23 protein-coding genes are annotated in these 26168 nt (G+C 62.4%); 6 read left to right on the top strand and 17 right to left on the bottom strand.

The annotated features are described in order from the left end of the window. Nucleotides 1–3: 3 nt before the first annotated feature. The 12 genes from ACZ6WW_RS05810 to ACZ6WW_RS05755 all read right to left on the bottom strand — a co-directional run bounded on the left by ACZ6WW_RS05810 (nt 4) and on the right by ACZ6WW_RS05755 (nt 13097). Nucleotides 4–810: an autotransporter outer membrane beta-barrel domain-containing protein gene (locus tag ACZ6WW_RS05810; RefSeq protein ID WP_465273337.1), complete on the bottom strand. Its 807-nt coding sequence runs from the start codon at nt 808–810 to the stop codon at nt 4–6. 305 nt (nt 811–1115) lie between these two features. Further along, complete coding sequence (zipA, locus tag ACZ6WW_RS05805) at nt 1116–2141, bottom strand: cell division protein ZipA (protein WP_465273336.1); 1026 nt, start codon at nt 2139–2141, stop codon at nt 1116–1118. 12 nt (nt 2142–2153) lie between these two features. Then, nucleotides 2154–5654: a chromosome segregation protein SMC gene (smc, locus tag ACZ6WW_RS05800; protein ID WP_465273335.1), complete on the bottom strand. Its 3501-nt coding sequence runs from the start codon at nt 5652–5654 to the stop codon at nt 2154–2156. A gap of 140 nt (nt 5655–5794) precedes the next feature. Beyond that, nucleotides 5795–6052 carry a BolA family protein gene (locus ACZ6WW_RS05795; RefSeq protein ID WP_465273334.1) on the bottom strand — a complete coding sequence of 86 codons (258 nt, stop codon included), beginning with the start codon at nt 6050–6052 and terminating at the stop codon, nt 5795–5797. Then, nucleotides 6049–6354, bottom strand: coding sequence for a YciI family protein (locus tag ACZ6WW_RS05790; RefSeq protein WP_465273333.1), 306 nt, complete (start codon nt 6352–6354; stop codon nt 6049–6051). The genes ACZ6WW_RS05795 and ACZ6WW_RS05790 overlap by 4 nt, the downstream gene beginning before the upstream one ends. Before the next feature lie 56 nt (nt 6355–6410). Continuing rightward, the gene (locus ACZ6WW_RS05785) at nt 6411–7688 is read right to left on the bottom strand and encodes a WD40/YVTN/BNR-like repeat-containing protein (protein WP_465273332.1); all 1278 of its coding nucleotides are present in this window, start codon (nt 7686–7688) and stop codon (nt 6411–6413) included. A gap of 63 nt (nt 7689–7751) precedes the next feature. Further along, nucleotides 7752–8717 carry a hypothetical protein gene (locus ACZ6WW_RS05780; RefSeq protein ID WP_465273331.1) on the bottom strand — a complete coding sequence of 322 codons (966 nt, stop codon included), beginning with the start codon at nt 8715–8717 and terminating at the stop codon, nt 7752–7754. A 10-nt stretch (nt 8718–8727) separates the two neighbouring features. After that, nucleotides 8728–9450: a DUF1223 domain-containing protein gene (locus ACZ6WW_RS05775; RefSeq protein ID WP_465273330.1), complete on the bottom strand. Its 723-nt coding sequence runs from the start codon at nt 9448–9450 to the stop codon at nt 8728–8730. A gap of 265 nt (nt 9451–9715) precedes the next feature. Continuing rightward, nucleotides 9716–10126 (bottom strand): hypothetical protein, encoded by a 411-nt coding sequence (locus tag ACZ6WW_RS05770; RefSeq protein ID WP_465273329.1) that lies wholly within the window; start codon nt 10124–10126, stop codon nt 9716–9718. Between the two features lie 28 nt (nt 10127–10154). Continuing rightward, a complete protein-coding gene (gene lysS / locus ACZ6WW_RS05765; protein WP_465273328.1) occupies nt 10155–11672 on the bottom strand; it encodes a lysine--tRNA ligase in 1518 nt (505 codons plus the stop codon). Nucleotides 11673–11878: 206 nt separating this feature from the next. Next, a protein-coding gene (gene prfB / locus ACZ6WW_RS05760) for a peptide chain release factor 2 (RefSeq protein WP_281848482.1) occupies nt 11879–13004 on the bottom strand; the annotation gives its coding sequence in 2 pieces (ribosomal slippage) (nt 11879–12928 and nt 12930–13004; 1125 coding nt in all). Continuing rightward, nucleotides 12927–13097, bottom strand: a complete 171-nt coding sequence (locus ACZ6WW_RS05755; RefSeq protein WP_465273572.1) for a hypothetical protein — start codon at nt 13095–13097, stop codon at nt 12927–12929. Before ACZ6WW_RS05755 ends, prfB begins: the two co-directional genes overlap by 78 nt. On the opposite strand from ACZ6WW_RS05755, the gene ACZ6WW_RS05750 reads away from it, so the two are divergent. Together ACZ6WW_RS05750 and ACZ6WW_RS05745 are read left to right on the top strand one after the other, a co-directional pair. Beyond that, the gene (locus ACZ6WW_RS05750) at nt 13096–13443 is read left to right on the top strand and encodes a hypothetical protein (protein WP_465273327.1); all 348 of its coding nucleotides are present in this window, start codon (nt 13096–13098) and stop codon (nt 13441–13443) included. The genes ACZ6WW_RS05755 and ACZ6WW_RS05750 overlap by 2 nt on opposite strands. A 187-nt stretch (nt 13444–13630) precedes the next feature. Continuing rightward, nucleotides 13631–14905, top strand: a complete 1275-nt coding sequence (locus ACZ6WW_RS05745; RefSeq protein WP_465273326.1) for a retroviral-like aspartic protease family protein — start codon at nt 13631–13633, stop codon at nt 14903–14905. Nucleotides 14906–14952: 47 nt separating this feature from the next. On the opposite strand, the gene asnB is transcribed toward ACZ6WW_RS05745, so the two are convergent. The 4 genes from asnB to ACZ6WW_RS05725 form a co-directional block, all read right to left on the bottom strand. Further along, nucleotides 14953–16641, bottom strand: coding sequence for an asparagine synthase B (gene asnB, locus ACZ6WW_RS05740; RefSeq protein ID WP_465273325.1), 1689 nt, complete (start codon nt 16639–16641; stop codon nt 14953–14955). Nucleotides 16642–16927: 286 nt separating this feature from the next. After that, entirely contained in the window at nt 16928–17305 is a 378-nt protein-coding gene (locus tag ACZ6WW_RS05735; protein ID WP_465273324.1) for a SpoIIAA family protein, read from the bottom strand. A 110-nt stretch (nt 17306–17415) separates the two neighbouring features. Beyond that, a complete protein-coding gene (recJ, locus tag ACZ6WW_RS05730; RefSeq protein ID WP_465273323.1) occupies nt 17416–19167 on the bottom strand; it encodes a single-stranded-DNA-specific exonuclease RecJ in 1752 nt (583 codons plus the stop codon). After that, nucleotides 19128–20048 carry a phosphoglycerate mutase gene (locus ACZ6WW_RS05725; protein WP_465273322.1) on the bottom strand — a complete coding sequence of 307 codons (921 nt, stop codon included), beginning with the start codon at nt 20046–20048 and terminating at the stop codon, nt 19128–19130. The genes recJ and ACZ6WW_RS05725 overlap by 40 nt, the downstream gene beginning before the upstream one ends. Before the next feature lie 272 nt (nt 20049–20320). On the opposite strand from ACZ6WW_RS05725, the gene ACZ6WW_RS05720 reads away from it, so the two are divergent. Both ACZ6WW_RS05720 and ACZ6WW_RS05715 read left to right on the top strand, forming a co-directional pair. Continuing rightward, the gene (locus tag ACZ6WW_RS05720; RefSeq protein WP_465273321.1) at nt 20321–21415 is read left to right on the top strand and encodes an esterase/lipase family protein; all 1095 of its coding nucleotides are present in this window, start codon (nt 20321–20323) and stop codon (nt 21413–21415) included. A gap of 2 nt (nt 21416–21417) precedes the next feature. Further along, entirely contained in the window at nt 21418–22434 is a 1017-nt protein-coding gene (locus ACZ6WW_RS05715; RefSeq protein ID WP_281848474.1) for a lipase secretion chaperone, read from the top strand. A 198-nt stretch (nt 22435–22632) separates the two neighbouring features. Here ACZ6WW_RS05715 and ACZ6WW_RS05710 read toward each other — a convergent pair whose 3' ends face one another. Further along, nucleotides 22633–24531 (bottom strand): ABC-F family ATP-binding cassette domain-containing protein, encoded by a 1899-nt coding sequence (locus ACZ6WW_RS05710; protein ID WP_465273320.1) that lies wholly within the window; start codon nt 24529–24531, stop codon nt 22633–22635. Nucleotides 24532–24684: 153 nt separating this feature from the next. Between ACZ6WW_RS05710 and ACZ6WW_RS05705 the strand changes: the two genes are divergently transcribed. Next, nucleotides 24685–25020 (top strand): hypothetical protein, encoded by a 336-nt coding sequence (locus ACZ6WW_RS05705; RefSeq protein WP_281848472.1) that lies wholly within the window; start codon nt 24685–24687, stop codon nt 25018–25020. Between the two features lie 68 nt (nt 25021–25088). Next, on the top strand, nt 25089–26123 hold the full coding sequence (locus ACZ6WW_RS05700) for an agmatine deiminase family protein (protein ID WP_465273319.1): 1035 nt from the start codon (nt 25089–25091) through the stop codon (nt 26121–26123). Nucleotides 26124–26168 lie beyond the last annotated feature (45 nt).

Below are 26168 nucleotides of genomic sequence, written 5' to 3'. Positions count from 1 at the left end.
GGATCAGAAACGGAAGCGCACGTATGCCGACGGCCCGTTCAACTTCATATCCAGACTGTCGTTGAAGTTGTGATGATCCTGATGCAGCTTGATGCGCGTGTAGTTGTATTCGGCACCGAAGCCCACGTTATGCCACGGGAACCATTCCAGGCCTATCGCTCCGTTGTAGATATGCCCGCCCAGATCGCTGCCGTTCTTCTTTACGCCCGACGCATCGATATACATGCGCAAGTTGTCGCTGAACGCGTGGCGCCAACCTAGCTGAAGCATCGGTGCCCAGGCAGTTTCGTCCGCGCTGGTATAGGCTTGTGCGGTCTCGCCATTGAGCGAGGCCTGCCCGCGAATGCTCGCATGCACGCCGTAGTACGCCGCACCGAGACCCACGCCGAATACGTCGTTGCCGGTGCCGAACCACCAGCGATACGCGGCGCTGCCGAAGTTGAAATCGAGCTTGCCACGCACCTGTGCCGAGGCGAGATAGTCGTTACCGCCGTAGCTGATATCCTGCGTCAGCGTTTTGCTGCGGCTGCGATCAATGCTGTAGTAGTCAAACGAAAGACCCTGATGTTCGCCCAACAACAGGTCCACGCGCGCACGCGGCACGGTCTTGTGCTCGTTGAATCCCAGAGCATCTTCGAGATTGACGTGACCCTTGAGTTGATCGCTTTTATCGCTGGCGCCGATATTGGTATCGGTCTTGGCATAGTAACCACCCACCCAGATGCTTACACGATCAAGTGCCGGCGAATGCGAAAAATCGTCATCGGCAAAAGCACTCGTGCTCGCGACAGCCATCGGTAGAACAAGCATCAGACACCCAGCTGCGCGTGATCCAAGGGGTTTGGTCAAACATGATTTCATCGGTTCCGCTCCCTGACAAAGTTGGAACGAATGTATGAATCGAAACGTGCAGATCGCGTTGGCACTGTGTGAGACAAATGCCTACGTGGCTCCAAACGAGTGATCACTTTCATGAATCGCGCTGTGAAGCGTTATCGTGCAACCACGCCATATCCACATCGCGGTGACAGACATGAATGACGGCGTTCATGTGAGGGCACCCATAAAAAACGCCGCCCTGAGGCGGCGTTTCGCTATTTCTGTCGTGGTTCGGATCAGCGTCCGAAAGTGATTTCCTTGCCTTCGTGATCGCGATCCCAACCACGCAGTTCATCACGAATGTGTGCAATGCGTTGACGACCTAGCGCGTTGCGTTCTTCGTCGAGCACCTGTCCGTCGAGCAGCTCGGCCAAGCGTTGTGCGGTCGGCAACATGGCATCCCATGCATCGAGCGCTGGAATCGGCGCAGGCAGTGTCATGAAGAAACTCAGGCCCGGCGTATGCAGGGCATCGAGCCGACCCAGGTCGAAATTGCCCGGCTTGAGCATGTTCGCCACGCTGAAGATCGGGCCGAGCTCGCGCTTGCCGTCGACCAGTCGGTGGTAAATACCCATGTCGCCGAATTCGAGGCCGGCCTTTTCGGCGGCGACGATCAGGTCGGCACCGTTGAACAGCGAGCCTTCGCGCGCCACCATGAACAGCGTGACGATACGCTCCACCGGCATCTGCACCGGACGACGTCCCAGGTCGGAGCGCGCAGGTGTCTTTGGCTGTACCGGTGCCGGAGCGGATGCCGGTGCAGCAACGGGTGCGGGTGCGGCAACCGGTGCAGCCATCGATGGCGACACGATGGGCTTGGGTTCGATCAAGCCGTCCTCGGGCATCGACGGCGCGCGCAACGCATCAACGATCGATGCAGCGTGGCCGGTCGGCTTGGGCAACGGTGCGGCCGTCACGCGGCCGCGATCGCCGGCCAGTGCGGCACCGAGACGTTCCAGTTCGCCGCGCAGCCCCATTTCCAACTCGCCCTGTGCGGGTTTGTCGCCGATGACCGGCTCGTGACCGTGTTCTTCTTCGTCGAGCGCGCTGAAAGAAAGATCATCGCTATCGATCGCGTCGTCGCCAAAGCTCGGTTCGCGGCGCTCGCCACGTGGCGCCTCGGGCGATGGGCGGCGTGTGCCCTGCTCTTTCTTGGGCTGTCCGAACAACCAGATCAGCGCCACCACGATCAATCCGACAATGGCCAACGGAATGCCCACGGCGGGATTCCAGGCGAATGCGATGATGGGTTCGATCCTCATGACCATAGCTCCTCAAGCTGCTCCGGCAAGTTTAGCCGCTTCGGCCAGATCCACCTGCACCAGACGCGACACACCGGGCTCGCGCATGGTGACGCCGCACAATTGCGAGGCGGCCTCCATGGTGGCCTTGTTATGGCTGACAAAGATGAACTGCACCTTTTCGCTCATCTCCTTGACCATGTTCGAGAAGCGACCGACGTTGGCCTCGTCCAGCGGCGCGTCCACCTCGTCCAGCAGACAGAACGGTGCAGGGTTCAGACCGAAGATCGCGAACACCAGCGACACGGCGGTCAATGCCTTCTCGCCGCCGGAGAGCAACGTGATATTCGACACGCGCTTGCCGGGCGGGCGCGCCATGATGGCCACGCCGGTATCGAGCAGATCGTCGCCGGTGAGCTCCAGGTAGGCATGGCCGCCGCCGAACAGACGCGGGAACAGCTCCTGCACGCCGGCATTGACGCGGTCGAAGGTTTCCTTGAAGCGCTGGCGGGTCTCGCGATCGATCTTCTTGATCGCGCCTTCGAGCGTTTCCAGCGCACTGGTCAGATCGCCCAACTGGTTGTCCAGATAGGTCTTGCGCTCGCTTTGTTCGGCGTGTTCCTGGATCGCGGCAAGGTTGACCGGCTCCAGGCGTTGGATCTTCTGCGCCAGATCGCCCAGGTCCTTACGCCACTGGCTGGCATCAGCGTCTTCGGCCAGCTCGGTCAACAATGCATCGAGTTCCAGGCCAGAGGCGGTGATCGCCTCGGCGAGCTGCTGCGCGCGTAGCTGCAAGGCCTGCGCGGCGAGGCGCTTCTCCGAGAGCTTTTCACGCAGCCCGTTCAACGATTGCTCGGTGCGCTGACGCTCCTGATCCAGGCGACGGAATTCGGCGTCGCAGTCGTCGAGCGCGCGACGCGCTTCGACCAATTGCTTGTCTACCAGCAGGCGCTGATCGAGATAGGTCTGACGCTCGGCTTCCAGTTCGGCGATCGGATCGGTACCGGCCGCCAGCTGCTCGACGATCTCGTTGCGGCGCATCTCGACCTGACGATGCTGCGAATCCATACGCGCCAACGCTTGCTCGAGCGAGCTCAGCGAGGAACGCTTCGATTCCATGCTCAAGGCCAATGCATGCGCCTGGTCGGCTGCCTCGCGTGCATTCATGCGCGCTTCTTCGCGCGATTCGAGCAAGGCGCGCCGCTCGTTTTCCAGTTCGCGACGCTGGTCTTCCAGGTCGCCCATGTTGCCAACCGATTCGTCCAGGCGTGCCCGCGCTTCGCGCGTACTGCTTTGCAATTCATCGACCTGAGCGATCAGGTCGCTCAGCTCGCCGCTGACTTTTTCCGAGCGAGCGCGTGCCGTCTCGACCTTGCCACGGTGACTTTGCAGCTGGCCGGCGAGTTCGGATTGGCGACGGTGCGCGTTGTACAGCTCGCGCTGCGCGTCGTCGCGCGCGCGTTCGGCCTCGAACTTGTCGGTGCGCAGCTGATCGAGCTGCTCGGTCAACTCGTCGATGCGCGCTTCAAGCGTGACGATCTGCTCGGCCAGCGTGCGCATTTCGCGTTCGCGCGCCAATACGCCGACCTGATTGCCCTGACCGCGCAACAGGCGCGCCCAGCCGGCACCCAGCCATTCGCCCTGGCGCGTCATGACCGATTGCGTGCCCGACAAGCCAGTGGCGCGCTGCTGCGCGTCGCTCAACGTTTCCGCGGCATAGACCTGGTTGAGCAGTGCGATCGCCGCTGCGGGGCCACGCACATGCGCGCCCAAGGTACCGGGCGTGCCGGCGCTACCTTCGGCAGCGTCGATCAAAGCGATGTCAGCGTTTTCCAGCCCGGCAAATTCGCCCGCGACGTGGCTCGCACCGTCGACCAGAACACTGTCGATAAAACCGATCAGAGCGGTCTCGACCGCCGTTTCCCAACCCGCGTCGACCTGCAGGGCTTCGCCCAACCGGCGCGACTTGTCCAGGCCCAGGCGCGACAGCCAACCGCTGGCTGCGCTTTCTTCCTGGCCAAGCGCTGCATGCTGCAAGGCTTCGAGCGAGGCCTGGCGCCCACGCGCGGTCTGCAATTGCTGACGCGCTTCGTTCAGTGCGGACTGCACCTGACGCTCTTCGTCGAGCACCTTCTCATGGCTGAGCTTGTGCGTGTCGAGCAAGGTGCCTAGCGATTCGACGCGCTCGCGCTGGGTATCGTGTTCGGTATGCAACTGCTCGGCGGCGGCATCGAGCGCCGCCACGTCGGTGGCTTTTTGCTCCGATTCCAGCGCTTCGCGACGCTTGGCCAGATCGACGGCCTGGCGATCGAGATACGCCAGCTTGGTGCGTTCGACTTCCGCCGCGCGACTGGCTTCACCAGCCGTGCGCGTGTAGCCGTCCCAGCGTTGCTGCCAGTCGGCTAGCTTGGTTTCGGTATCGCGCTGCGCTTCGGAGGTGTCGTCCTGCATCTGCTGCAACGCTTCCAGGCGCGGCTCGCCTTCGGCCAGCGCGGTGCGCAGCGTTTCGATCTGTTGGCGATCGTTGGCGATGTGTTCGGCCAATTCAGCCTGTTCGCGCTCGGCATCGCTCTGCGCACGTTGCAGGCGGTCGGCGGTTTCGCGGTTGTAGCGCACCTGCTGTTCGACGCGCGCGATCTCGGCGCCGACCTTGTAGACCTCGCCCTGGACGCTGTTGAGGTGTTCGCTGGCGCCGGTGTGACGCTCGCGCACGCTTTCGAGCTGCGCTTCGATATGGCGCTGCTCGGCGAGGCGCTTTTCGATCTCGGTTTCGGCGGCGGACAGGCTGGCCCCTTCGCCATCGTGCTGGCCCTTCAGGCCGCGGTATTCCAGCGCGCGCAGCTCGGCTTCCTTGCGTACCTGCTCTTCCTTGAACGCCTTCCAGCGCTCGGCGGCACGTGCCTGGCGGTTGAGGTGTTCGAGTTGCTTGTCGACCTCGTCGCGCACGTCGCGCACACGATCGAGGTTTTCCCGCGTGGACTTGATGCGGCTCTCGGTTTCCTTGCGGCGCTCCTTGTATTTGGAAATGCCGGCGGCTTCTTCCAGGTGCGTGCGCAGCTCATCGGGCGCGGCCTCGACGATCTGGCTGATCATGCCCTGCTCGATGATCGAGTAGCTGCGCGGTCCCAGACCGGTGCCGAGGAACAGATCGGTGATGTCGCGACGACGGCAGCGCGCACCATTCAAGAAATAGCCCGACTGCCCGTCGCGGGTCACCTGGCGCTTGACCGAGATTTCGGCGTACTGCCCGTACTCACCCTGGATGGTGCCGTCGGAGTTGTCGAAGATCAGCTCGACCGTGGCCTGGCCCACCGGCTTGCGCGCATTGGAGCCGGAGAAGATCACGTCGGTCAGCGAATCGCCACGCAGACGACTGGCGGCACTTTCGCCCATCACCCAGCGAATCGCATCGATGATATTGGACTTGCCGCAGCCGTTCGGCCCCACCACGCCGGTCATATTGCTCGGCAGATGCAGGGTGGTCGGGTCGACGAAGGACTTGAAACCGGCGAGTTTTATCGTGGTAAGGCGCATGCGTTCCCAGCGGCGAATCGGGTAGGCCCATGACAGTTGGGCGACAAGGCACTGTGCCAAACGCAGGCCGGAGCCGCAATGCGTTTGGCGCGTGGAAATAACATGAGGTTAATTATTCATGTTATTGAATTTATTTTAATTTACGGGTTTGGGGCCTGCGCGTCGATAGACAAGGCGTGGATTCCCTGGTCCATCAGCCCATCCAGGGCGGCGTAGACCATGCGATGGCGCTTGAGCGGCAGCTGGCCCGCAAAGGCTGCACTGACGATACGCACATGGAAATGTCCTTTGCCTTCATTGGCATGGCCGGCATGCTTATAGCCCTCGTCGAGCACGTCCAGCTCAGTCGGGGCCAGCGCTGCACTGAGGCGCTGGCGGATGTCGTCGACCATGCTCATGCCGCCGGCAACGCCTTGCGGAAGGGCTTGATGGTGACCCGGGCATAGACTCCGGCAGCCACATACGGATCGGCGTCGGCCCAGGCCTGCGCCTCGGCCTGCGAGGGAAACTGGGCCAGGATCATGCTGCCAGTGAAGCCGGCCGGGCCCGGATCTTCCGATTCGATCGCCGGGAAGGCACCCGCGACGAACAGGCGGCCTTCGTCGAGCAGCTTCTGTAAGCGATCGATATGCGCCGGCCGGGCACCCTTACGCTTTTCCAGGGAGTCGGCAACGTCCTCGGCGATGATGGCAAACCACATAAAACGCGCTCCTTGAGCTTGTAAGCCCCTAATTCTAGCGCGTTTGGAGGGGTGCCCTACAGTTTCCAGGACACCACGATGGGCTTGCTCTCAGGTGCCACGCCGTCATCGGGCTTGGCCAGGGTACCGACACCAACCGCCCAGGCGTGATCGTGGCCGAGAGTCAGGCCCCAGAGATTCGCGTCGCCAAGCTTGCCCTGGGAAGCCTGCGGGACGCTCATCCACAACGACCAGTGACGGCCGCCATCGTCGGTGTGAAAAATCCGCGCGCCCTCGCGCGTTACCAGCCAGCCCTGGTTAGCGTCTCGCATCGTCAATGCGGTGATCGCCATGTCTTCGCCGGTGTCGACACCCTTGGGCCACGCCACGTCGCTGGCGGTCCAGGTGGCACCGCCGTCCTGGCTGCACCAGACCTTGAAGCCGCCACCGATGCAGCCGTGCATCGCGTCACCGAAACTCACCGCCATCAGATGTGCGAGCCGGTCTGCATGGTCACTGGAGGCTCCAACACGCAATGGCACCACGACCCAGTGCTCGCCCGCATCGTCGGTACGCAAGACGGTCTCGCTGCTACCGACCGCCCAGCCACGCTTGGTGTCGACAAAGGTCACACGCTGAATCGCAATGCCATCGAGCGCTTGTGCCACGCGTTGCCATTGCTGGCCGCCGTCACTCGTCCGCAACAGACGCCCTTCGCCGCCGACCACGCCATGCAGAGGATCAGCGAACGCGACCGAATAGGCCGCGCCTTCGAACTTCAGGTCGCGATACTCCGGATTCTTCAGATCGGTAAAACTGCGATTGAAGACTTCCCAGTGCGCGCCGCCGTCTTGCGTACGCAAGATACGTGCACCGTCGCCGACCGCGAAACCATGCTGATCGTCGCGAAAGCTCACCCCGCGCAGCGAATCGGCAAAGTGCGAGTAGTTGTCCATCTGCCAGGTGTCGGCCGCTTCGTTCGCCGCACGGGCCACGGCAAGACCGGAGCCGCCCACCGCAATCAACTTGCCTGAAGGCAACACCTGCAGATCCGTCAGCACGGCATCCGTGCCGGTCAACACCGCGCCATCGGCCACACGCGTATCCATCTTCAGCGGGATCGCCGCGAAATGGACCTGGACGCTGCTGTGTTCGCCGGGATCCAACGCATCCTGCAGATCGATGCACTTGTAGTTATCGGCGGGGCAACGCGGATAAGGCTGAGGCGTGGCTACCGATACCGGGGTGGCGGCTGCAACAGCCGGCGCGGTCTTCGCCGTGTTCGGGTCTTTGTCCTGACAGGCGCACAAGGCCAAGCCGCCCAACATCATCGCAAACCAGCGCGTTGCCATCATGGCGTTGTCCTCGGAACCATCGGCGCAAAGCGCATGATGTTAGCCGATGCGGAGTCTGGACATTCAGGGCTTGCGGGTGATGCGCTCGCGCAGGCGTGCCAGTGGTGCGTGGTCATCGAATACGATCTTGCCGTTCGCCTCGCCGACGCCGAGCTTGCGAAACATGCCGTCCAGGTCGACATGCACGGGTTTGTCTTTCATGTCGGCATAGAGCTTGGCGAGCACGGTCGTACCGGTGGCCTTGTCGCCGACCTGCATGACCTTGTCCAGACTCCATGTACTGCCATTGCCGCCGCTTTCGCGATTGATCGCGCGCAAGGCGTCCTGCAGGCTGCTGCGTCCCTGGGTCTGTTCGTAGATCGCCACCTCGGCGAGCAGCCAGAATGTCGCGCCGCCCCAATAGGTGCGGCCCCAGGTATGGGTGTGATCGAGACCCTGATCGCCGCTGGCGGGCTGCCCCTTGGGCATATCGTCGACCGACCATTGCCATACGCTGTCAGGATCGAGCTGACCGGCCTGCGCACGCGCGATCGGCTCGATATAGGTGGCGTTGCCTTCAAGCAGCCATGCTCCTTCTTGCGGCACTTCAGGCAAGGCCAGATGCGTCATTTCGTGGACCAGCATCCAGTCGTTGCGATATGCATCGTCGCTTGCATCGCGCCCGACATGCAGGCGGATGGCCGAACCATCGAACCCGTACGTGGTGCCCGGACCCAGGCGACCACTGTCTTCGGCGATCACCAACACACCGACGTGTCGAACGGGAAAGCGACCAAAATAAGTCGTTACCGCCGTGGCGCTCTTGCGTATCCAGGCCATGACCCGATCGCGGTCGAGTCCTGGCGCGCCATCGGCAAAAACCACGTCGAGCGTGCCGCCGCCGATGACGACACTTTGGTGCGGCTGTTCGCGCAACGCGCCGTAGAGTTCGGAGGCGCGTTCGTAGCCGCGCTGCGACCACGCTCGGGGCAGCCACATCGCCGCCGTGACCGCACCTGCGATGGTCCAAAGGGCCTGGCGACGATTCATGGTGAACGTCCTAGCGTTGGATGGCCGCACCGATAATGGCACCACCGGGACCCGATTGGATCAACGCCGCGGTAGAGAGGCCGGCGATTTTTGGCATCGGCAGAGCAAACTCCTGCGGCTTGCCGTTCCAGTGCCCCAGATTCACCAGTTCGCGCACGATATTGCGATGAGGCAGAACGCGGCCGCTGTTCTCACCGGCGCCGATCGGCACGTCGATCGTGCGCGGGTCGTAGCGCACCAGCCAGACGTCGTAGTCGCCACCGGTGCCCGCGCCGATGCTCAGGCGAGTCGGTTGCCAGGTGATCGCTGGCGATGCCGTCGTGGCGGCAGACGAGTCCGCTATCAGCTCATCCAGCTGCGAGCGGCTCGTGCCGACAATATCCTTGCGACCGTTGACGTAGACCTGCGGGGTCCAGACATTGTCGCGGCCACGACGTTGCGCATAGGTCCACTGGCGGTCGGTAAACATCTGCTGAGCGAAGGTGTCTTTCCAACCCAGGTCGTCCCAGTAAGTCACTGCGTACGACAAGGCCAGCACGTTGGGTTGCGCGGCGATCGCGTTGAGATTCGCCTCGGCGGGCGGACAGGATGAACAACCCTGGCTCTGGAACAGCTCGACTACGACCAGGCGTTTGCTCTCGTTGGAGCCTGCTGCTTGTGCACAGGCGTCGTCCAGTGCGGTCATGGCCATCAGTCCGGCCAGGAGGACGCTGAGCTTGTTGAGCAGGGTCATTGCAGTGGGCTCCTGAAGTGGCGTGTTCAGGTAGCTATTCGTACGGAGATGGACCAGCGTTACCTTTATGGAGGCGACTTCAGGGGACCTCGAATAACCTCAGTTTTCCCTACCGTCATCCCGGCGCAGGCCGGGATCCAGTGGCCTTGTGACTGGTTATCGCGAGAGCCAACAAGACTTCGCTCTATCGCAAAAAGCGGAAACTGAAGCCACTGGGTCCCGGCCTGCGCCGGGATGACGAGTAGGAGGTTATTCGAGGTTTTTTTCAGTCGATCGGCTTCATCTCACCATCGGCCGGATCGAGAGCATCGGTAGTCAGCTTGCCTGCGTGATCGACATGAAACGAAAACAGGCGCGGCGAGGTTTCCGGATCGCCGCTGCAATGTTCGTTGTGTTTCTCATGCACATCGATATCGATGCCATCCTGGCTTTCATCGCCAATGATGTAGTCGAGGCAATCGGGCTTCAGCGAGGTCAGGTGATGGCGCTGGACTGCATCGTTGACCTTGGCCACGGCAGTATCGTCATTGACCGATGTCGCCGGTGCCGGTGCTGCAACCGTCGCGGTCGCAGCGGGTTTGTCGGACGGGGGTGGTGATGCCTGGTCGGACGACGGCGAGCACGCCGCCGTCGCGAGAGCAAACAGGCCACTGAGCAAAACGTGGGTTCTTGTCATGACCTGCCCCTGTCCAGAAAGTGAAACGCTACGCTTCCGGCCGCATGTACGGGAACAACAATACATCGCGGATGGACGCCGAATCGGTCAACAGCATCACCAGGCGATCGATACCAATACCCAGGCCACCGGTCGGCGGCAGGCCGACTTCGAGCGCACGGATGTAGTCCGCATCGAAATGCATGGCTTCGTCGTCACCGGAATCCTTCGCATCGACCTGCGCCTGGAAGCGCGCCGCCTGATCCTCCGGATCGTTCAATTCGGAGAAGCCGTTAGCCAATTCCTTGCCGTTGACGAACAGCTCGAAACGATCGGTGATGCCCTTGTCCGTATCGTTCTCACGCGCCAGCGGCGACACCTCGACCGGATGGTCGATGATGAAGGTGGGCTGGATCAGGGTGTGCTCGACCGTGTGCTCGAAGATCTCCAGCAGCAGCTTGCCCCAACCATAACCTGGCTTGACCTGTGCCCCCAGGCGCTTGGCGTGCGCCGCCATCGCGTCGCGATCGCGCAGCTCTTCGCGCTTGATCTCGGGGTTGTGCTCGAGCACCGCGTCTTCCATCTTCCAGCGACGGAACGCCGGGCCGACATCGATGGCTGCACCGTCCCAGGTAAGAGCCGTCGTGCCCAGGACCTTCTTCGCCGTATCGCGGATCACCGATTCGGTGAGGTCCATGATCTCGTGATAAGTCGCGTAAGCCTGATACAGCTCCAGCATGGTGAACTCGGGGTTGTGCCGGGTCGACACGCCCTCGTTGCGGAAGTTGCGGTTGATCTCGTAGACGCGGTCGAAGCCGCCGACCACCAGGCGCTTGAGGTAGAGCTCCGGCGCCACGCGCAGGTAAAGATCGATATCCAGCGCGTTGTGGTGCGTAACGAACGGACGTGCCGTGGCTCCGCCGGGAATGATGTGCATCATCGGCGTTTCCACTTCCATGAAACGACGCGGCTCGGCCTCGAGCCATTGGCGCATGTAACCGATGATGCGCGAACGCAGTGCGAACGTGCGGCGCGCCTCCTCGGTCACGATCAGGTCGACATAGCGCTGACGATAGCGCTGCTCGACATCGGCCAGGCCATGGAACTTGTCCGGCAGCGGACGCAGGCTCTTGGTCAGCAGGCGCAAGGCATCGACCTTGATCGACAGTTCGCCGGTCTTGGTGCGCATCAGTGCGCCTTCGGCACCGACGATGTCGCCTACGTCCCAGCCCTTGAAAGCCTTATAGGTCTCTTCACCCACCGTACCCTGGTGGATGAACAACTGGATACGCCCGGTGAAATCCTGCAATTGGACAAAGGCCACCTTGCCCTGATCGCGCTTGAGCATGATGCGCCCGGCCACCTTGACGCGACGCGCGATGGCTTCGATCGATTCGGCCGTATGGACGTCTTTGTCCGCAAACTCGGTCTGAAGATCGCCGGCGAAGGCGTCGACCTTATGATCGTTCGGAAATGCCACGCCCTGCCCGCGCAAGCCTTTGAGTTTCTCGCGACGCTCGGCAATCAGCTTGTTCTCGTCGATGGGCGGCGTGTTTTCGTCGGTCATTCGCTGTGGTTCCGGTCGTACAGATGTGTAGTGGATGGTTTATAGCAGCATTTCATGAGCCAGCCGAACGCGTGTGGCGTGGCGAATGCTCGAACTTACAACAACCTCTCATCCGTCGTCCCGGCGAAGGCCGGGACCCAGTGACTTCAGCCGTGCGACAAGGCACTGAATCCCGGCCTTCGCCGGGATGACGAACAACGGTGAGGTCAGGCGTCCAGGCGTTTCGCGCCCGCATCCAGGCCCGATTTCAAGCTGGCCTCGACAAATTCGTCCAGGTCGCCGTCGAGCACCTTTTGCGTATCCGAACGCTCGATGCCCGTACGCAGATCCTTGATGCGGCTCTGGTCGAGCACGTAGTTGCGGATCTGGCTGCCCCAGCCGATGTCCGACTTGGTCGCTTCGAGCGCGTCCTTTTCGGCATTGCGCTTTTGCACTTCCAGCTCGTACAGCTTGGCGGCCAGCATCTTCATGGCGCGGTCGCGGTTGGCGTGCTGGCTGCGCTCGGTCTGGCAGGCCACCACCACGCCGGTCGGCACGTGGGTGATACGCACGGCCGATTCGGTCTTGTTGACGTGCTGACCGCCGGCGCCGGACGAACGATAGACGTCGGTCTTGAGGTCGGCCGGGTTGATGTCGATATCGATATCGTCGTCGACTTCCGGCGACACGAATACCGAGGTAAAGCTGGTATGGCGGCGGTTGTCCGAGTCGAACGGCGACTTGCGCACCAGGCGGTGCACGCCGATCTCGGTCTTCAGCCAGCCATAGGCGTAATCGCCCTCGACGCGGAAGGTGGCGGATTTGATACCGGCCACGTCGCCGCCGCTGACTTCGAGCAGTTCGGTCTTCCAGCCGCGCGATTCGCACCAGCGCAGGTACATGCGCAGCAGCATTTCGGCCCAGTCCTGCGCCTCGGTGCCACCGGCGCCGGCCTGGATGTCCACGAACGCGTTGTTGGCGTCCATCTTGCCGGAGAACATGCGCTGGAATTCGAGCTTGGCCACCTTGGCCTCAAGCTTGCCCAGGTCGGTTACGACGGAGTTGGCGGTGTCTTCGTCGCCGTCGGCCGCGGCCATGTCCAGCAACTCGCCCGCATCGGCGAGGCCGGCGGTGAGCGTGTCGATACCGTTGACGATGGTGTCCAGGCGGGCGCGCTCGCGACCCAGTTCCTGTGCCCGCGGCGGATCGTCCCACACGGTGGGACTCTCCAGTTCGCGGCTTACTTCTTCGAGACGCTCACGCTTGGTGGCGTAGTCAAAGATACCCCCTAAGCGACTCGACGCGACCGGTAAGGTCGGCGATTTGCGCGTGGATCGGATTGGTCTCGATCATTGGAATGTCGTGGCTGAGATTGACCCATAAGGATAGCAGACGGGCCGGCCCCGCGTAGGTAAACGGCGCCTTTGCTGCCAAACTCGACCGCATGACGACATCGATCGAACGCCCCGCCCTTTCCCGCGCCTGGGTTTGCCTGTTGATCGGCATCGGGCTCAGCCTGATCGGGGCCGCGCTGGCGATCGGCTGGCTATGTCTGGCCGACGCTATGGCCTGGGAAACCGGCGCCAAGCTGATCTGGCCCGGTGTCCTGGGCCCATTGGCCATCGTCGTATTGCCAATGGCGGCTCGCGTCGTTCCCTTGTTCCGTGCCCGACGACGGCGTGAGGCAGCCTATACGCTGCTTGGCTGTGCGATCGGCATGGTGCTGGTCGTCTTCGGCACGTTGATCCTGATCGGCATCGGATTGGCCGCCGGAATGCCCCGGCACGACTGACCGATGCTCGCAAGAACCTGATCCGCATCGCTCGTATGATCGGCGCGGGAATAGCGACATCGTTCAGGGAATGACCGCACGCTCAGGGGCACACGCTAATACATGTCTACTCGATCGACTCGAATCAGGCGAGGCGACGATGTATGCGTGCGTTCCGTATCCGCATCGAAGGAAGCTCATGAAACTCATGAAGACCAAAACGCGCATGATCGCGCTGCTTTGTGGCGCCGCCCTGTTCTGGATCGGCTCGGGCATAGCCGACGACGTCGCAACACCCCAGGGTAACGACCCTGTCATCACGAAGATCTACAGCGCCATGCAGGATGCCGATCTGCAAACCGTGGCCGATATCTACAAGACCTCGACCGATCCGGTAATCCATATCGTCTCGGCGATGGTGATCGAGCGGATGCATTACAACCTCGATGCGTCCTCCCGCGATGCGGAAACCTGCATGGATACGCTGATCGACAGCCGCCCGGGCACGGCCATCATGTGCGGTCAGTTCGAAAGCGCCAACCTGCACCTAGCCGGACGCGATGCCGACGCCTATGCCATGGAAGCTGCCTTGGTCAAACGCTTCGAAGGACACGGCGTGGACGTGCAGTTGTCGCGCATGAAGGCTTATGCAAGCCGGATCAACAAGCAGTCAGTCTTCGCCGTCGACGTGCCCGCGCAAGGCTTCGAGCTTCCGCTGGTTTACTCCGAGCGCGATCCGAGCCCGCATGTCAAGGCACAAGCCAACGGTCATGAGATAGACCTGCTGATCGATTCCGGTGCCCATGACGTGGCGATCAGCGAAGAGCAGGCCAGCAAATTGGGGGTGGAAGTGCTGGACACCCCGATCAGCTTCAGCGGCTGGATCACCAAACAGGAGCCGGGCAAACGTGGGTTGCTTAAGGAATTGAAGGTCGGTCCGGTGGTCTGGCACAACATTCCCGTATTGATCGTGAGCAACACGCGTATCTCGCTCATGGGCATCAACATGATCGCCCCGCTGGGAAGCGTACGCATCAGCCGAAACACCCTGACCGTCGGTGACGCTGCCACCGAAAATACCTATTGCGATGCACCGATGCTGATCAGCAGCACCTTCTGGGGCGACGGTCTGGGCCTGGTGGTACCGATGCCCATCGAGGGGCAATGGAGCAAGGTAAGGCTCGATACCGGCGCCTATCTGTACCTGCTCGGCACGGCCAAGGCGCTGGAACAGGCCACGGCGCTGCGTCGAAGCAAACGTGAGGTCAACGACATCGGTGGAAAGCATCTGGCCAATACCGACCATGCCAAGGTAAAGCTGGAGATTTCCGGTCAACCGATCGAGGTGTACTTCGACGTACTCACGGAAAGCGCGGTGCGCTGGCCCATCACCCTTGGCGCAGGCGCCTTGCGCGACATGGATTTCCTTATGGATTTCAAGCACCAGCACATGTGCCTGCTATTGCACCCCAATCTGCATTGAGATCATGCCGGGCGATCGAACCGCCCGGCATCCCAACCGTGATTGGCTCAGACTGCCAGCGCCTGCTGATGGACATCGCGTACGGCGCGCCCCGACGGATCCGCTGCTGCCGCAAATGCCGGGTCCCAGGCCAATGCCGCCGGCGACGAGCAGGCGATCGACTTGCCGCCCGGCACCGTCGCCGCGCAGGCCTCGCCAGGAAAGAAGCGCTCGAAGATGCGGCGATACAGATACGCCTCCTTGGTCGCCGGCGTGTTGAACGGATAACGCGTCGCCGCCGCGGCGAATTCGCGATCGCTGATGGCCTGCTCGGCGTGCGCCTTCAGGCCATCGATCCAGCCATAGCCCACGCCGTCACTGAACTGTTCTTTCTGCCGCCACAGGATCGCATCGGGCAAGGCGCCCTGGAATGCCTCGCGCAACACGGCTTTTTCGATACGCCCCTGCCCGGCCATCTTGTACTTGGCATCCATCCCCATGGCGGTATCGAGGAAATCCAGGTCGAGGAAAGGCACGCGCGCTTCCACGCCCCAGGCCATCATCGCCTTGTTTGCGCGTAGGCAATCGTAGCTGTGCAAGGCGTCGAGCTTGCGCACGGTTTCTTCGTGGAACGCTTCGGCCGACGGTGCCTTGTGGAAGTACAGGTAGCCGCCGAAGATCTCGTCCGAGCCTTCGCCCGATAGCACCATCTTTACGCCCATCGCCTTGATCCGTCGCGCCAGGAGATACATCGGCGTCGATGCGCGAATGGTGGTGACATCGTAGGTTTCGATATGGCGAATGACTTCAGGCAAGGCATCGAGCCCTTCCCAGAAGTTGTAGACGAAACCATGGTGCACCGTGCCCAGCGCATCGGCCGCCACTTGCGCCGCGGCAAGATCGGGCGAGCCTTCCAGGCCGATGGCGAACGAATGCAGGCGTGGCCACCAGGCTTCGCTGCGATCGTCGTCTTCGACGCGCTCGCGGGCGAAACGTGCGGCACAAGCGGCTACCAGCGATGAATCGAGGCCGCCCGAAAGCAACACGCCGTACGGCACGTCGGTCATCAGCTGCCGATGCACAGCCTGCTCGAAGGCCTGGCGCAGGTCTTGCGGAGAGACGCTATGCCCTCGGGTGACTTCGTGGTCGCGCCACGGCTTGTGATAATAACTGCGCAACTGTCCGTCGAGACTGTCGTAGACATGACCGGGCGGGAACGGTGCAACATCCGCACACACGCCGACCAGTGATTTCATTTCCGAGGCCACGCACAAACGTCCCTGGCTATCGTGTCCCCAATACAGCGGACACACACCGATCGGATCGCGCGCAATCAGGTAGCGCTGCGTCTGGCCATCCCAGAGCGCGAAAGCAAAAATGCCGTTGAGTCGACTCACGAAATCGCCTGCCGGGGCCTTTTGTGCAGCGAACTCACGATAGAGCGCGTTGATGACTTCGCAATCGGAGCCTGTCGTGAAGTCGTAACCGCTCGCGGCACGAAGTTCGCGGTGGTTGTAGATCTCACCATTGACGGCCAGCGCCAGATCGCCGTCGCGCGAGCGCAGCGGCTGCGAACCGCTGGCCGGGTCGACAATGGCCAGGCGCTCATGCACCAGGATCACCCCGGCATCGACAAATACACCGCTCCAGTCCGGGCCGCGGTGACGCTGGCGCTGCGACAGCTCCAGCGCCTGCTGACGCAAGGCGGCCAGATCGTCGCCCGGTTGAAGATCGAACATCCCGAATATCGCGCACATGTTGGCTTTCCCTTCGATTGACGTTGTTGGAGCCCGAAACGACATGACAAAAAAAAGGGCCCGCGGTTGGCGGGCCCTTTGCGTATGTGATGACTTTTATCTCGTCTACACGCCGGCCCACCCGTCAATGCGGGGATTATTATTGGCGTTATTATTCAGGCCAGCAGCAACCGGGCCACGTGCCTCATGGGCGGCGTAGTTCAGATGCGAGCTGGTGGCGACGGAAGTCATGGGTCGACTTCAACACAAGGTGGGCGCCGACGCAAGCACCCAACCGTGGTGCCCGTCACGCCATCTCGTGCATCTCGGCAACCCAGTCCCTGGCCTCCTGAAGTTCGCTGTTGTGAAACAGCTTCAACTCGCAGGGCACGGCAAAGCCGAACATCTTGCACATCGTGCGTATCCAGCCCACGTCGGTCACGATGCCAATGCGCTCCCAACCGGTGATATGGCGGAAGCCGAACTTCACGTCGTCCCACATGGCGCCGGCATCGAAGCCGGTAAAGTCCTCGCCCAGGTGAAACACCAGGCTCAATTTCGGAGTGAGCGCGAACGCCGCTTCGATATCCGGTATCAGGATCGACTCATAGTCCCTGGCCGTAACCTGGCCGTGCGCAGTAAATCCGAGCACGCCAGCCGGCAGATCGGTCATTTGCACAATCATGGTGGCCTCCTGCGACTGTTGTCGCGTTACACGACGCTAAGCTGAGCCTTGCGGGGATAAAGAGGCGTGAAGGAGTGGGCTAATTCCCGTATCGATCGTAGTGCGGCCAATCAGACCGGCTCGATATGCCGCAACAGCAAGCGCACGCTTTCGCGTCCCTGCCAGTCGTTGATCACCAGCTCGTAGGCTGCACGCATCGCTCGCGGCGGAGGCGTACCATCGTAGGCATTGAACATCACCGCATCGTGCACGGCACCGTCCCGGGGATCGCGCAGGCTCAGGCGCAGGTGCTTTTCGCCCATGGGTTTCCATTGCGCGCATTCGAACACGTTGTCGAACAAGGGCTCGGGAAACGCCTGGCCCCACGGTGCCGCGTAACGGAGCTGACGCGCGAGATCGAGGGTAAATGCGCCGGGCGGCAACTCACCGTCCGTATAAAGCATCGCCTGCAAGGCTTCCTCGCTCAGCCATTCGCGCGCGATCGCATCGAAGGCGTCGGCAAAGCGAGGGTAGTCTTCGGTTTTCAGACTCAGACCGGCGGCCATGGCATGACCGCCGAAGCGTTCGATCAGGCCCGGGTGGCGGGCATCGATCATGGCCAGCGCGTCGCGAATATGAAAGCCGCCAATGGAACGCGCCGATCCACGCAAATCGTGCGGGTTGTCTTCGCCGGCCGGCGCAAAGGCGATCACCGGGCGATGCAGGCGCTCCTTCAGCTTGGAGGCGACCAGACCGACCACACCGGCGTGCCAGCTCGGCTCATACAAGGCCACGCCCACCGCATCGGTCTGCGCCGCCTGCCCCACCATGATTTCGGCTTCGGCGACCATCGCCGCCTGCAGGTCGCGGCGCTCCTGGTTGATCGCGCTCAATTGCTGCGCATAGCGCCGTGCCAGTGGCGCATCGTCGGTAAGCAGGCATTCCACGCCGATACGCATGTCTTCGAGACGACCGGCCGCATTCAGGCGCGGCCCTACGGCATAACCCAGATCGCTTGGGCAAAGTGTGGCGACGCTGCGCTGACTGGCTTCGATCAAGGCCGCGATGCCTGCGCAACCGCGACCGCTGCGCAGGCGCTTCAAGCCGGCCTCGACCAGTACGCGATTGTTGTAATCGAGCGGCACCAGGTCAGCAACCGTCCCTAGCGCGACCAGATCGAGCAGCACCGATAGATCCGGCCCTGCACTTTCGCCGAAGCTACCCAGTTCGCGCATGCGTGCACGCAGCGCCAGCAACAGATAGAACATCACGCCGACACCGGCCAATGCCTTGCTGGGAAAACCATCGCCAGAAAGATTGGGATTGACCATCGCATCGGCGGCCGGCAACTGCTCGCCCGGCAAGTGGTGATCGGTCACGATGACGCGGATGCCCAGCGCCTTGGCGACTTCGACACCGGCGATGCTGGCCACGCCGTTATCGACGGTGACGATCAGCTGCGGTCTGGGTTGCAGGGATTCGACCAGCGCCGGACTCAAGCCGTAGCCATGCACGAAGCGATTGGGTATGGCGTAGTTCACGTGGCGCGCGCCAAGCATGCGCAAGCCGCGCATGGCGACGACCGTACCGGTGGCACCGTCGCAGTCGTAGTCGCCGGCGATCAGGATCGACCAGTCATGGGCAATCGCTTCGACCAGCAATGCGACGGCCTCGTCCATACCGCCCAATTGCTGCGGCGACAGCATGCGGCTCAGGCGATGTTCGGCCTGCATGGGTTCGAACACGCCGCGCGCCGCAAAAATCCGCTGCAGCACCGGGTGCACGCCATCGCCCCAGCCCCTGGGCTCGCCCTGCAGGCTGCGCCGGTGCAACTGCAAACGCATCATCGAGCTGCCTTGCGCCAGAAACGCCAGCGATGCCATGGCCGATGCACGAAGCGCTCGCCGCTGGCAAACACCCATTGCACGGGCTGCGCGCGCAGCAGCGGCTCCAAGCTCGGCCACCAGTCATTGGCAATAACGTCGACCGGCAAGTCCTGCAGATCGATCATGCCGCCGGCGCGTGCCAGAGCAACATTTGAAGGTGTACGCGGCTGCATGACCAACCCCGCCCTGCCGGCCAGCGCGCCGAGCAATACGTCATCACCGATCACCGCGGCCAGTGAAGTACGTACATGCGCAGGCAGCGTACCGCCGCCCCAGAACCAAAGACTATTGACCGGTGGCAACCCACGCTCGCTACGGGCCTGATTGACCGGGTGCTGATGCAGCAGGATCTGCGTTTCGTTGATCAGCATCCGCCAGCGCCGGCCCTCTGCGCCTTGTGGCAGATGCTCGAACAGGTCTTCGCCCAGGGCGCGTTCCGGCGACGCGAATGCCGGAATCTGGCTGTCCTTGGGCAGCCGCAGATGCCAACGGTCCGGCGAGGAGACTTCCAGCAGCATGCCCGCGTCGCCAAACACGGGCTTGAGTGGCCGCGCCAACGCGGCGGCCTCTTCCATGGTCAATGCGAGCTGCCCGCAGGCAAGCAGGCGTGCGCCATTGAGATCGGGTTGCACCCAGGCGGGGTCCGCGCTAAGCCACGCCGCGTCCGCGGCATCGCCCATCAACAACTCGCGCGTCAGCGCAGCAGCGGGAAGACCACCCGGGCAAATGAAATAGCTTTCGAGGCCCGCGAGATATCCCTTCGGTCCCTCGGGCAAGGGATCGGCCCGCGGGATCAGCGAGCGCAAGGGGTGTTCGGGGCTGAAGCGGGCCAGGTCGGGCAACCACCATTGCAACGGTTCGATGGTGGTTTCGCGCATGCCTCGATATCTACCGGCTCAACAACAAGGGCGGAAGGTTACCGCATGCCCGTCCGGGCCGATAGCGTGCTCTGACACTGCAGATAAAGGGTTTGTGAATTTTCTTGATTATGAAATGTCGCAATAACCATGCCATTCAATGCACATGAAAATATCTTCACATTGATTTTGTGAGCCACAAAATAAATAGCGATATAAGCGAAATATTCGTATTGTCGGTTGAAAATCGCACAGGCTTAATGCGCTGACCTTTTGCAATGGAGGCAGGAATAATGTCGCATGCGATCGATTCCAAAGGCGGTCAGCGCCGAAGCCCGCTGATGCTGAGAGTGTTGATGGGCCTGGCATTGCAGGCGTTACCGATGATCGGTGACTCACCGGCATTTGCACAAAATGCTCCCGGCGTTATCGACCATTACGACGCCACGCAATATCCGATCGTATTGGTCACCGGTCTGGCCGGCTCGCCGACGGGATTGGGCGGCAATCCTTATTGGTATGGCGTGCAAAGCGACTTGGAATCGCATGGAGCGGTCGTGTTCGTACCGGACATTTCCAGTTTTCAGTCCGACGAAGGCCCGAACGGACGCGGCGAGCAGCTGGTTGCCTATATTCAACAGATCCTGGTGCAGACCGGCGCGCCCAAGGTCAATCTGATCGGACACAGCCAGGGTGGCCTGACCTCGCGCTACGCCGCGGCCGTCGTGCCCGATCTGGTTGCTTCGGTGACAACCATCGGCACGCCGCATCGCGGCTCGCAGGTCGGCGACTTTGTCGAAGGCGTGTTCGGCATCGACCCGAGCGGCGTCGGCGAAGCGGCGGTCGCCGCGCTGGTCGACGCGTTCGGATTCCTGCAGAGCGGCAGCACCAATCAGAACGCCGAAGCGGCGCTGGTCGCGGTGAGTTCCGACGGCACCGCGCAGTTCAATCAGCACTATCCAAGCGCTGGGCTCGGCTCCCAGGGCAGCTGCCGGAGCGGCTCGCCGAGCGAGACCGTCGATGGCAATACGCATCTGTTGTATTCATGGGCGGGCACGGCGATCCAGCCGGTCAAGGTGTTTGGCGTCACCGTGGCCGGCAAGGACACCAGCGTGAGCGGCGCCCTGGACTCGGCCAATGTGAAAGATCCCACCACGGTGGCGCTCGCCGGCGTCGGCGGCTTCATGCTGACCAATCTGGGCGCGGGGCCGAACGACGGCGTGGTCGAAGCCTGTCGCGCGCTTTACGGTCAGGTACTCAGCACCAGCTATCACTGGAACCACTTGGACGAGGTGAACCAGGAGTTCGGCGTACTGGGCGGGAACGCCGAGGACCCTGTCGCTGTCATACGTAATCACGTCAATCGCTTGAAGAACCAGGGCTTGTAACGATGCGGTTTACCGGTGCCGGCTGGATGGTTGTCCTGGGTATGGCAGGTGCGGCAGCGGCTGCGCTGCTCGCTACCGGACATTCGACGTCCGAGCACCAGCCCTCGGCACCAATGTCGCAGCCTGCGGCATCGGCGCCTTCTTTGGCAACGCCATCCGGCCTCGCAGCAACCTCTTCCACCGCGACCCCGTCCTCGCTTGCGGGCACGGATATTCCGACGCTGCCTGTCGATGCAGGCGGCCATCTCGCGCATACACGCCAGGTGCGCGAGTTCTTCGACTACTACCTAACGGCGCAGCATGAAACCGCGCCGTCGACGCTCGATCTGATGGTCAAGGACAGCATCGCGACCCAACTGGGCCGCAAGCCTGCGGCGGCCGAGGCGGTCGATTTATGGCAGCGCTATCGGGCCTATCTCGCCGCCGTCGCGCAACTGCCAGGACCTCCGGGGCAAGCAGGCAAAGGGCCGGATATCGAAGCGATCGCGCAGAGTCTCGACCAGCGCATGCAACTGGCCGATCGCTATCTTGGGCAAGATGGCTGGAGCGATGTGTTCTTCGGCGACCAGCTGAAGCGCCAGCGCAACGATCTCGAACGCTTGCGTATCAACGCGGATACATCGCTGACTGCGCCAGAAAAGGCCGCACGGCTCGCTCAACTCGATGCGCAGTTGCCACCTGATGAGCGCGCCTTGCGCAAACGCAGCCAGCAACAGGATGCCGCGATTACCCGTGTCATGGCGTTGCAGGCCCAGGGTGCATCCGTCGATGAGATTCGTGACCAGGTAGCGCAAACGATGGGACCGGAAGCGGCCAACCGGGCGGTGCAGATGGAACAGACTCGGCAGGACTGGCAGGCGCGCTATGCGCAATATGCCGAGCAGCGTGCGCAGATCGATCAGCAGACGCTACCTTCGGCCCAACACGATGCACTGGTCGCGCAGCTACGGCAGCGATTTTTTAGCAGTACATCCGAGTTGACCCGTGCGGCGGCGTTTGATCGCGCTGCGGGGCGTTGAAAAGAACCTCAAGCAACCTCTCCCTATCGTCATCCCGGCGAAGGCCGGGATCCATTCCTCAGCGTAACGGCTTGCCAAATGTTGTCTGACAAGCAAGGGACTGAGGAATGGATGACCAGCTTCGCTGTTGAAAAACGCCTCCGGCCTTCGCCGGAATGACGAATAGGAAAGGATTTTAGAAACCTCTAAAAAGCCGCCTCAGGATTCAAGCGTTTCGTACAACGCCATCCACTCGCCTTCCAGGGTTTCCTTCTCGCGCCGCAGCTCGGCCTGCTTCTGGCTGAGCTTCATCAATTCGGCCGTGGAGCCGTTGTAGACATCCGGATCGGCCAGGCGCTGATCCAGCGTCGTCAGTTCCGTATCGAGCGTGGCGATGCGCGTTTCCAGTTTCTTGATGCGCTGGCGCGACACTTTTTCGTTTTCACGCTGCGCCGCCGAGGCGCGGCGACGATCCGCGGCGGACTCTGTCGGCGCGGCCGCAGCTGCACCGTCTTTTTTCTTCGCTGCATTGCCACGCGAACGCAGCCAGCGTGCGTAGTCGTCCAGATCGCCATCGAAGCTTTCGACCTTGCCGTCGGCCACGCGCCAGAAGCTGTCGCAGACCATGCCGAGCAGATGGCGGTCATGCGACACCAGCACCAGCGCGCCATCGAAATCGGCCAGCGCATCGGCCAGGGCTTCGCGCATGTCCAGGTCGAGATGGTTGGTCGGCTCGTCAAGCAGCAGGAGGTTGGGCTTGTCCCAGGCAATCAACGCCAGCGCAAGACGCGCACGCTCGCCGCCGGAAAAGCCATCCACCGATTCAAAAGCACGGTCGCCGGCGAAATTCCAGCCGCCCAGGAAATCGCGCAGCACCTGGGCACCGACACCTGGCGCCTTGTCCTGCAGATGCTCGAGCGGGCTGGCGCCTTCGCGCAGGCTTTCCACTGTGTGCTGGGCGAAGTAGCCGATTTTCAGGTCCTTATGCGCCTTGCGCTCACCGTCCAGCGGCGTGAGCTCGCCGACCAGCGTCTTGACCAGGGTCGACTTACCCGCGCCATTGGGACCGAGCAGACCAATCCGTTCACCGGCCTCCAGGCGAAAACGTACGTCGTGCAGGATATAGGCGGGCGGTTCTGCACCCTCGCCCGGATAACCCGCCTCGACGGCTTCCAGCTGCAGCATCGAATCGGGCAGACGATCGGGAACGGCGAACTGGAAGCGAAAGGCGCGCTCGGCGCGCACCGCCTCGGTGCCGGCCATTTTTTCCAGTCGCTTCATGCGCGACTGCGCCTGCTTGGCCTTGCTCGCCTTGGCCTTGAAGCGATCGATAAACGATTGCAGATGCGCGCGCTCGGTCTGCTCGCGCTCGTGCGCGATCTGCTGCTGACGCAACTGCTCGGCGCGCAGGCGCTCGAAGGCGCTGTAGTTGCCGGTGTAGAGCCGCCCGCGGCCTTCATTCAAATGCAGGGTGTGCGAGATCACGCCGTCGAGGAATTCGCGATCGTGCGAGATCACCAGCAAGGTGCCCTGGTAGCGCCGCAGCCATTCTTCCAGCCACAGCACCGCATCGAGATCCAGATGGTTGGTCGGCTCGTCGAGCAGCAGCAGTTCCGAGGGCGCCATCAGGGCGCGCGCCAGGTTCAGGCGCACGCGCCAACCGCCGGAAAACTCCTGCACGGCACGCTCATGAGTCTCCGGCGCAAAGCCCAGGCCATGCAGTAGACGACCGGCACGGGCGCGGGCGTCGTAGCCGTGCAGCTCCTCGATGCGGTGATGCGCCATGGCCATCGCCTCGGTGTCGCCGCGCGCCTGGGCATCGAACTCGTCGCGCAATGCCGCAGCCAGCTCTTCATCGCCACCCATGACATAGTCGATCGCCGGGTCCGGCAGCGCCGGGGTTTCCTGGGCCACCGAGGCGAGGCGCAGCTTGGCCGGCAGGTCCAGCTCGCCTGCATCGGCCTCCAGCTTTCCCTGCAGGACGGCAAACAGGCTCGACTTGCCGCAGCCGTTACGGCCGACCACACCCAGCCGCCAGCCGCTCTGGATGACCAGGTCGATGTCGGAAAGCAGCAGGCGGCTGCCGCGGCGCAAGGCGAAATGACGAAAGGCGATCATGAGTAACGGTGTCCAAATCAGGGCAAGCGGCAACCCGCAGCCGCCCATGATAACGCCTGGGAATGCTCACCCCATCGCAATCGTCAAAGATGGCGATAGCTAAGCCCCGACAGTTCTGCTACAAAAACGCCGCATCGCTTTGCGGGGGAGCTCATGATCAAGTATCGCACCAGCCTGGGTCTGGCCGTTTTGCTGGCCATCGCACTTGCGCCGTCCGTGGCGCAGGCCGACAGCCTGCTCGTCAACCGTGTGCAGCAGGAAAAGGGCATGAACCTGCCCTCCCGCGGCCTGAGCATGGCCCAGGTCGAGAAACAGTGGGGCGCACCGCAGCGCAAGCTGTCTCCGCGCGGCGGCGACAGCGCCAAGCACCCGGTCATCAACCGCTGGGACTACGCCAATTTCATCGTGTATTTCGAGCACAGCCACGTGATCCATTCGGTGCTCAATACGCCAGCGGGCAACAATACGAACCCCGGTTCGGCGAACTGACTGCCGGCGCCCTTTGGGCGCCGCATCCCTTACACTAAGGGGCCCGTTCTTCACGTTACGAGAGCCCCATGACCGACTCGACCCTGCGCCTGCCGGCGGAATGGGAACCGCAGGCTGCCGTTTTGATCGCCTGGCCGCATGCCGGTACCGATTGGGCCGAGCGCCTGGCCGATGTGGAAACCACCTATGTGGCGCTGGCCGCTGCGATCACCCGCTTCCAGCGACTGATCGTCGTGGTGGCCGATGGCGACTTGCGCGCGCATGTCCAGCAACAGCTGGATGCCGTGGGCGTGGCCAAGGATCAGATCCGCTTTGTCGAGCTGCCGTATGACGACACCTGGCTGCGCGATTCGGGGCCGATCACCTTGCGTGATGCCCAGGGTCATTTTCAGCTCACCGATTTTCGCTTTACCGGCTGGGGCGGCAAATTCGGCGCCGAGCAGGACGATGCGTTGATCGGCGGACTGGTCGACGCGGGTGTGTTCGGCAAGGCCGGCCACAAACGCATCGACTGGGCGCTGGAAGGCGGCGGTATCGAAAGCGATGGCGAAGGCACCGTGCTGACCACCTGGCGCTGCCTCAAACAGCGCCATCCGGAACAGTCGCGCGAACAGATGACCGCCATGCTGAGCCAGAGCCTGCATGCCGATCGCATCCTGTGGCTGGACTACGGCTACCTTGAAGGCGACGACACCGACGCCCATATCGACACGCTGGCGCGCTTCGCGCCGGGCGATCGCATCGTGTTCCAGGCCTGCGACGACCGCGCCGACCCGCACCACGACGAATTGCAGCGCATGGCCGGCGAATTGGCCGTGCTGTGTAACCCGCAAGGCAAGCCGTACGAACTGTATCCATTGCCCTGGGCCAAGCCGATCGTCGACGAGGGTCGCCGGCTGGCTGCCTCGTATGCGAACTACCTGATCGTCAACGGCGCCGTGCTGATTCCCGCCTACGGCGATGCCGCCGACGACGAAGCGGCCAAGGTGATCGCCAAGGCACATCCCGGCCGCGAAGTGGTCCAGGTGCCGTGCCGCCCGTTGATCTGGCAGAACGGCAGCCTGCATTGCATCACCATGCAGTTGCCCGCCGGTTTGGCGTAACAGGCCAGCCCCGCCATCTCGATGACTCAAGCATAGAAAGACGGA

The sequence above is a fragment of the Dyella sp. NPDC103356 genome, assembly GCF_055584465.1.
The sequence above is the reverse complement of the archived record's forward strand: the minus strand, read 5'-3'. Positions and strand labels throughout refer to the sequence as shown.

What these genes read in the sequence shown, in the direction of transcription:
- ACZ6WW_RS05810 (WP_465273337.1), bottom strand. Translation starts at nt 810, where the DNA reads ATGCTTGTTCTACCGATGGCTGTCGCGAGCACGAGTGCTTTTGCCGAT.
- zipA (WP_465273336.1), bottom strand. Translation starts at nt 2,141, where the DNA reads ATGAGGATCGAACCCATCATCGCATTCGCCTGGAATCCCGCCGTGGGC.
- smc (WP_465273335.1), bottom strand. Translation starts at nt 5,654, where the DNA reads ATGCGCCTTACCACGATAAAACTCGCCGGTTTCAAGTCCTTCGTCGAC.
- ACZ6WW_RS05795 (WP_465273334.1), bottom strand. Translation starts at nt 6,052, where the DNA reads ATGAGCATGGTCGACGACATCCGCCAGCGCCTCAGTGCAGCGCTGGCC.
- ACZ6WW_RS05790 (WP_465273333.1), bottom strand. Translation starts at nt 6,354, where the DNA reads ATGTGGTTTGCCATCATCGCCGAGGACGTTGCCGACTCCCTGGAAAAG.
- ACZ6WW_RS05785 (WP_465273332.1), bottom strand. Translation starts at nt 7,688, where the DNA reads ATGATGGCAACGCGCTGGTTTGCGATGATGTTGGGCGGCTTGGCCTTG.
- ACZ6WW_RS05780 (WP_465273331.1), bottom strand. Translation starts at nt 8,717, where the DNA reads ATGAATCGTCGCCAGGCCCTTTGGACCATCGCAGGTGCGGTCACGGCG.
- ACZ6WW_RS05775 (WP_465273330.1), bottom strand. Translation starts at nt 9,450, where the DNA reads ATGACCCTGCTCAACAAGCTCAGCGTCCTCCTGGCCGGACTGATGGCC.
- ACZ6WW_RS05770 (WP_465273329.1), bottom strand. Translation starts at nt 10,126, where the DNA reads ATGACAAGAACCCACGTTTTGCTCAGTGGCCTGTTTGCTCTCGCGACG.
- lysS (WP_465273328.1), bottom strand. Translation starts at nt 11,672, where the DNA reads ATGACCGACGAAAACACGCCGCCCATCGACGAGAACAAGCTGATTGCC.
- ACZ6WW_RS05750 (WP_465273327.1), top strand. Translation starts at nt 13,096, where the DNA reads ATGACGACATCGATCGAACGCCCCGCCCTTTCCCGCGCCTGGGTTTGC.
- ACZ6WW_RS05755 (WP_465273572.1), bottom strand. Translation starts at nt 13,097, where the DNA reads ATGCGGTCGAGTTTGGCAGCAAAGGCGCCGTTTACCTACGCGGGGCCG.
- ACZ6WW_RS05745 (WP_465273326.1), top strand. Translation starts at nt 13,631, where the DNA reads ATGAAGACCAAAACGCGCATGATCGCGCTGCTTTGTGGCGCCGCCCTG.
- asnB (WP_465273325.1), bottom strand. Translation starts at nt 16,641, where the DNA reads ATGTGCGCGATATTCGGGATGTTCGATCTTCAACCGGGCGACGATCTG.
- ACZ6WW_RS05735 (WP_465273324.1), bottom strand. Translation starts at nt 17,305, where the DNA reads ATGATTGTGCAAATGACCGATCTGCCGGCTGGCGTGCTCGGATTTACT.
- recJ (WP_465273323.1), bottom strand. Translation starts at nt 19,167, where the DNA reads ATGGCATCGCTGGCGTTTCTGGCGCAAGGCAGCTCGATGATGCGTTTG.
- ACZ6WW_RS05725 (WP_465273322.1), bottom strand. Translation starts at nt 20,048, where the DNA reads ATGCGCGAAACCACCATCGAACCGTTGCAATGGTGGTTGCCCGACCTG.
- ACZ6WW_RS05720 (WP_465273321.1), top strand. Translation starts at nt 20,321, where the DNA reads ATGTCGCATGCGATCGATTCCAAAGGCGGTCAGCGCCGAAGCCCGCTG.
- ACZ6WW_RS05715 (WP_281848474.1), top strand. Translation starts at nt 21,418, where the DNA reads ATGCGGTTTACCGGTGCCGGCTGGATGGTTGTCCTGGGTATGGCAGGT.
- ACZ6WW_RS05710 (WP_465273320.1), bottom strand. Translation starts at nt 24,531, where the DNA reads ATGATCGCCTTTCGTCATTTCGCCTTGCGCCGCGGCAGCCGCCTGCTG.
- ACZ6WW_RS05705 (WP_281848472.1), top strand. Translation starts at nt 24,685, where the DNA reads ATGATCAAGTATCGCACCAGCCTGGGTCTGGCCGTTTTGCTGGCCATC.
- ACZ6WW_RS05700 (WP_465273319.1), top strand. Translation starts at nt 25,089, where the DNA reads ATGACCGACTCGACCCTGCGCCTGCCGGCGGAATGGGAACCGCAGGCT.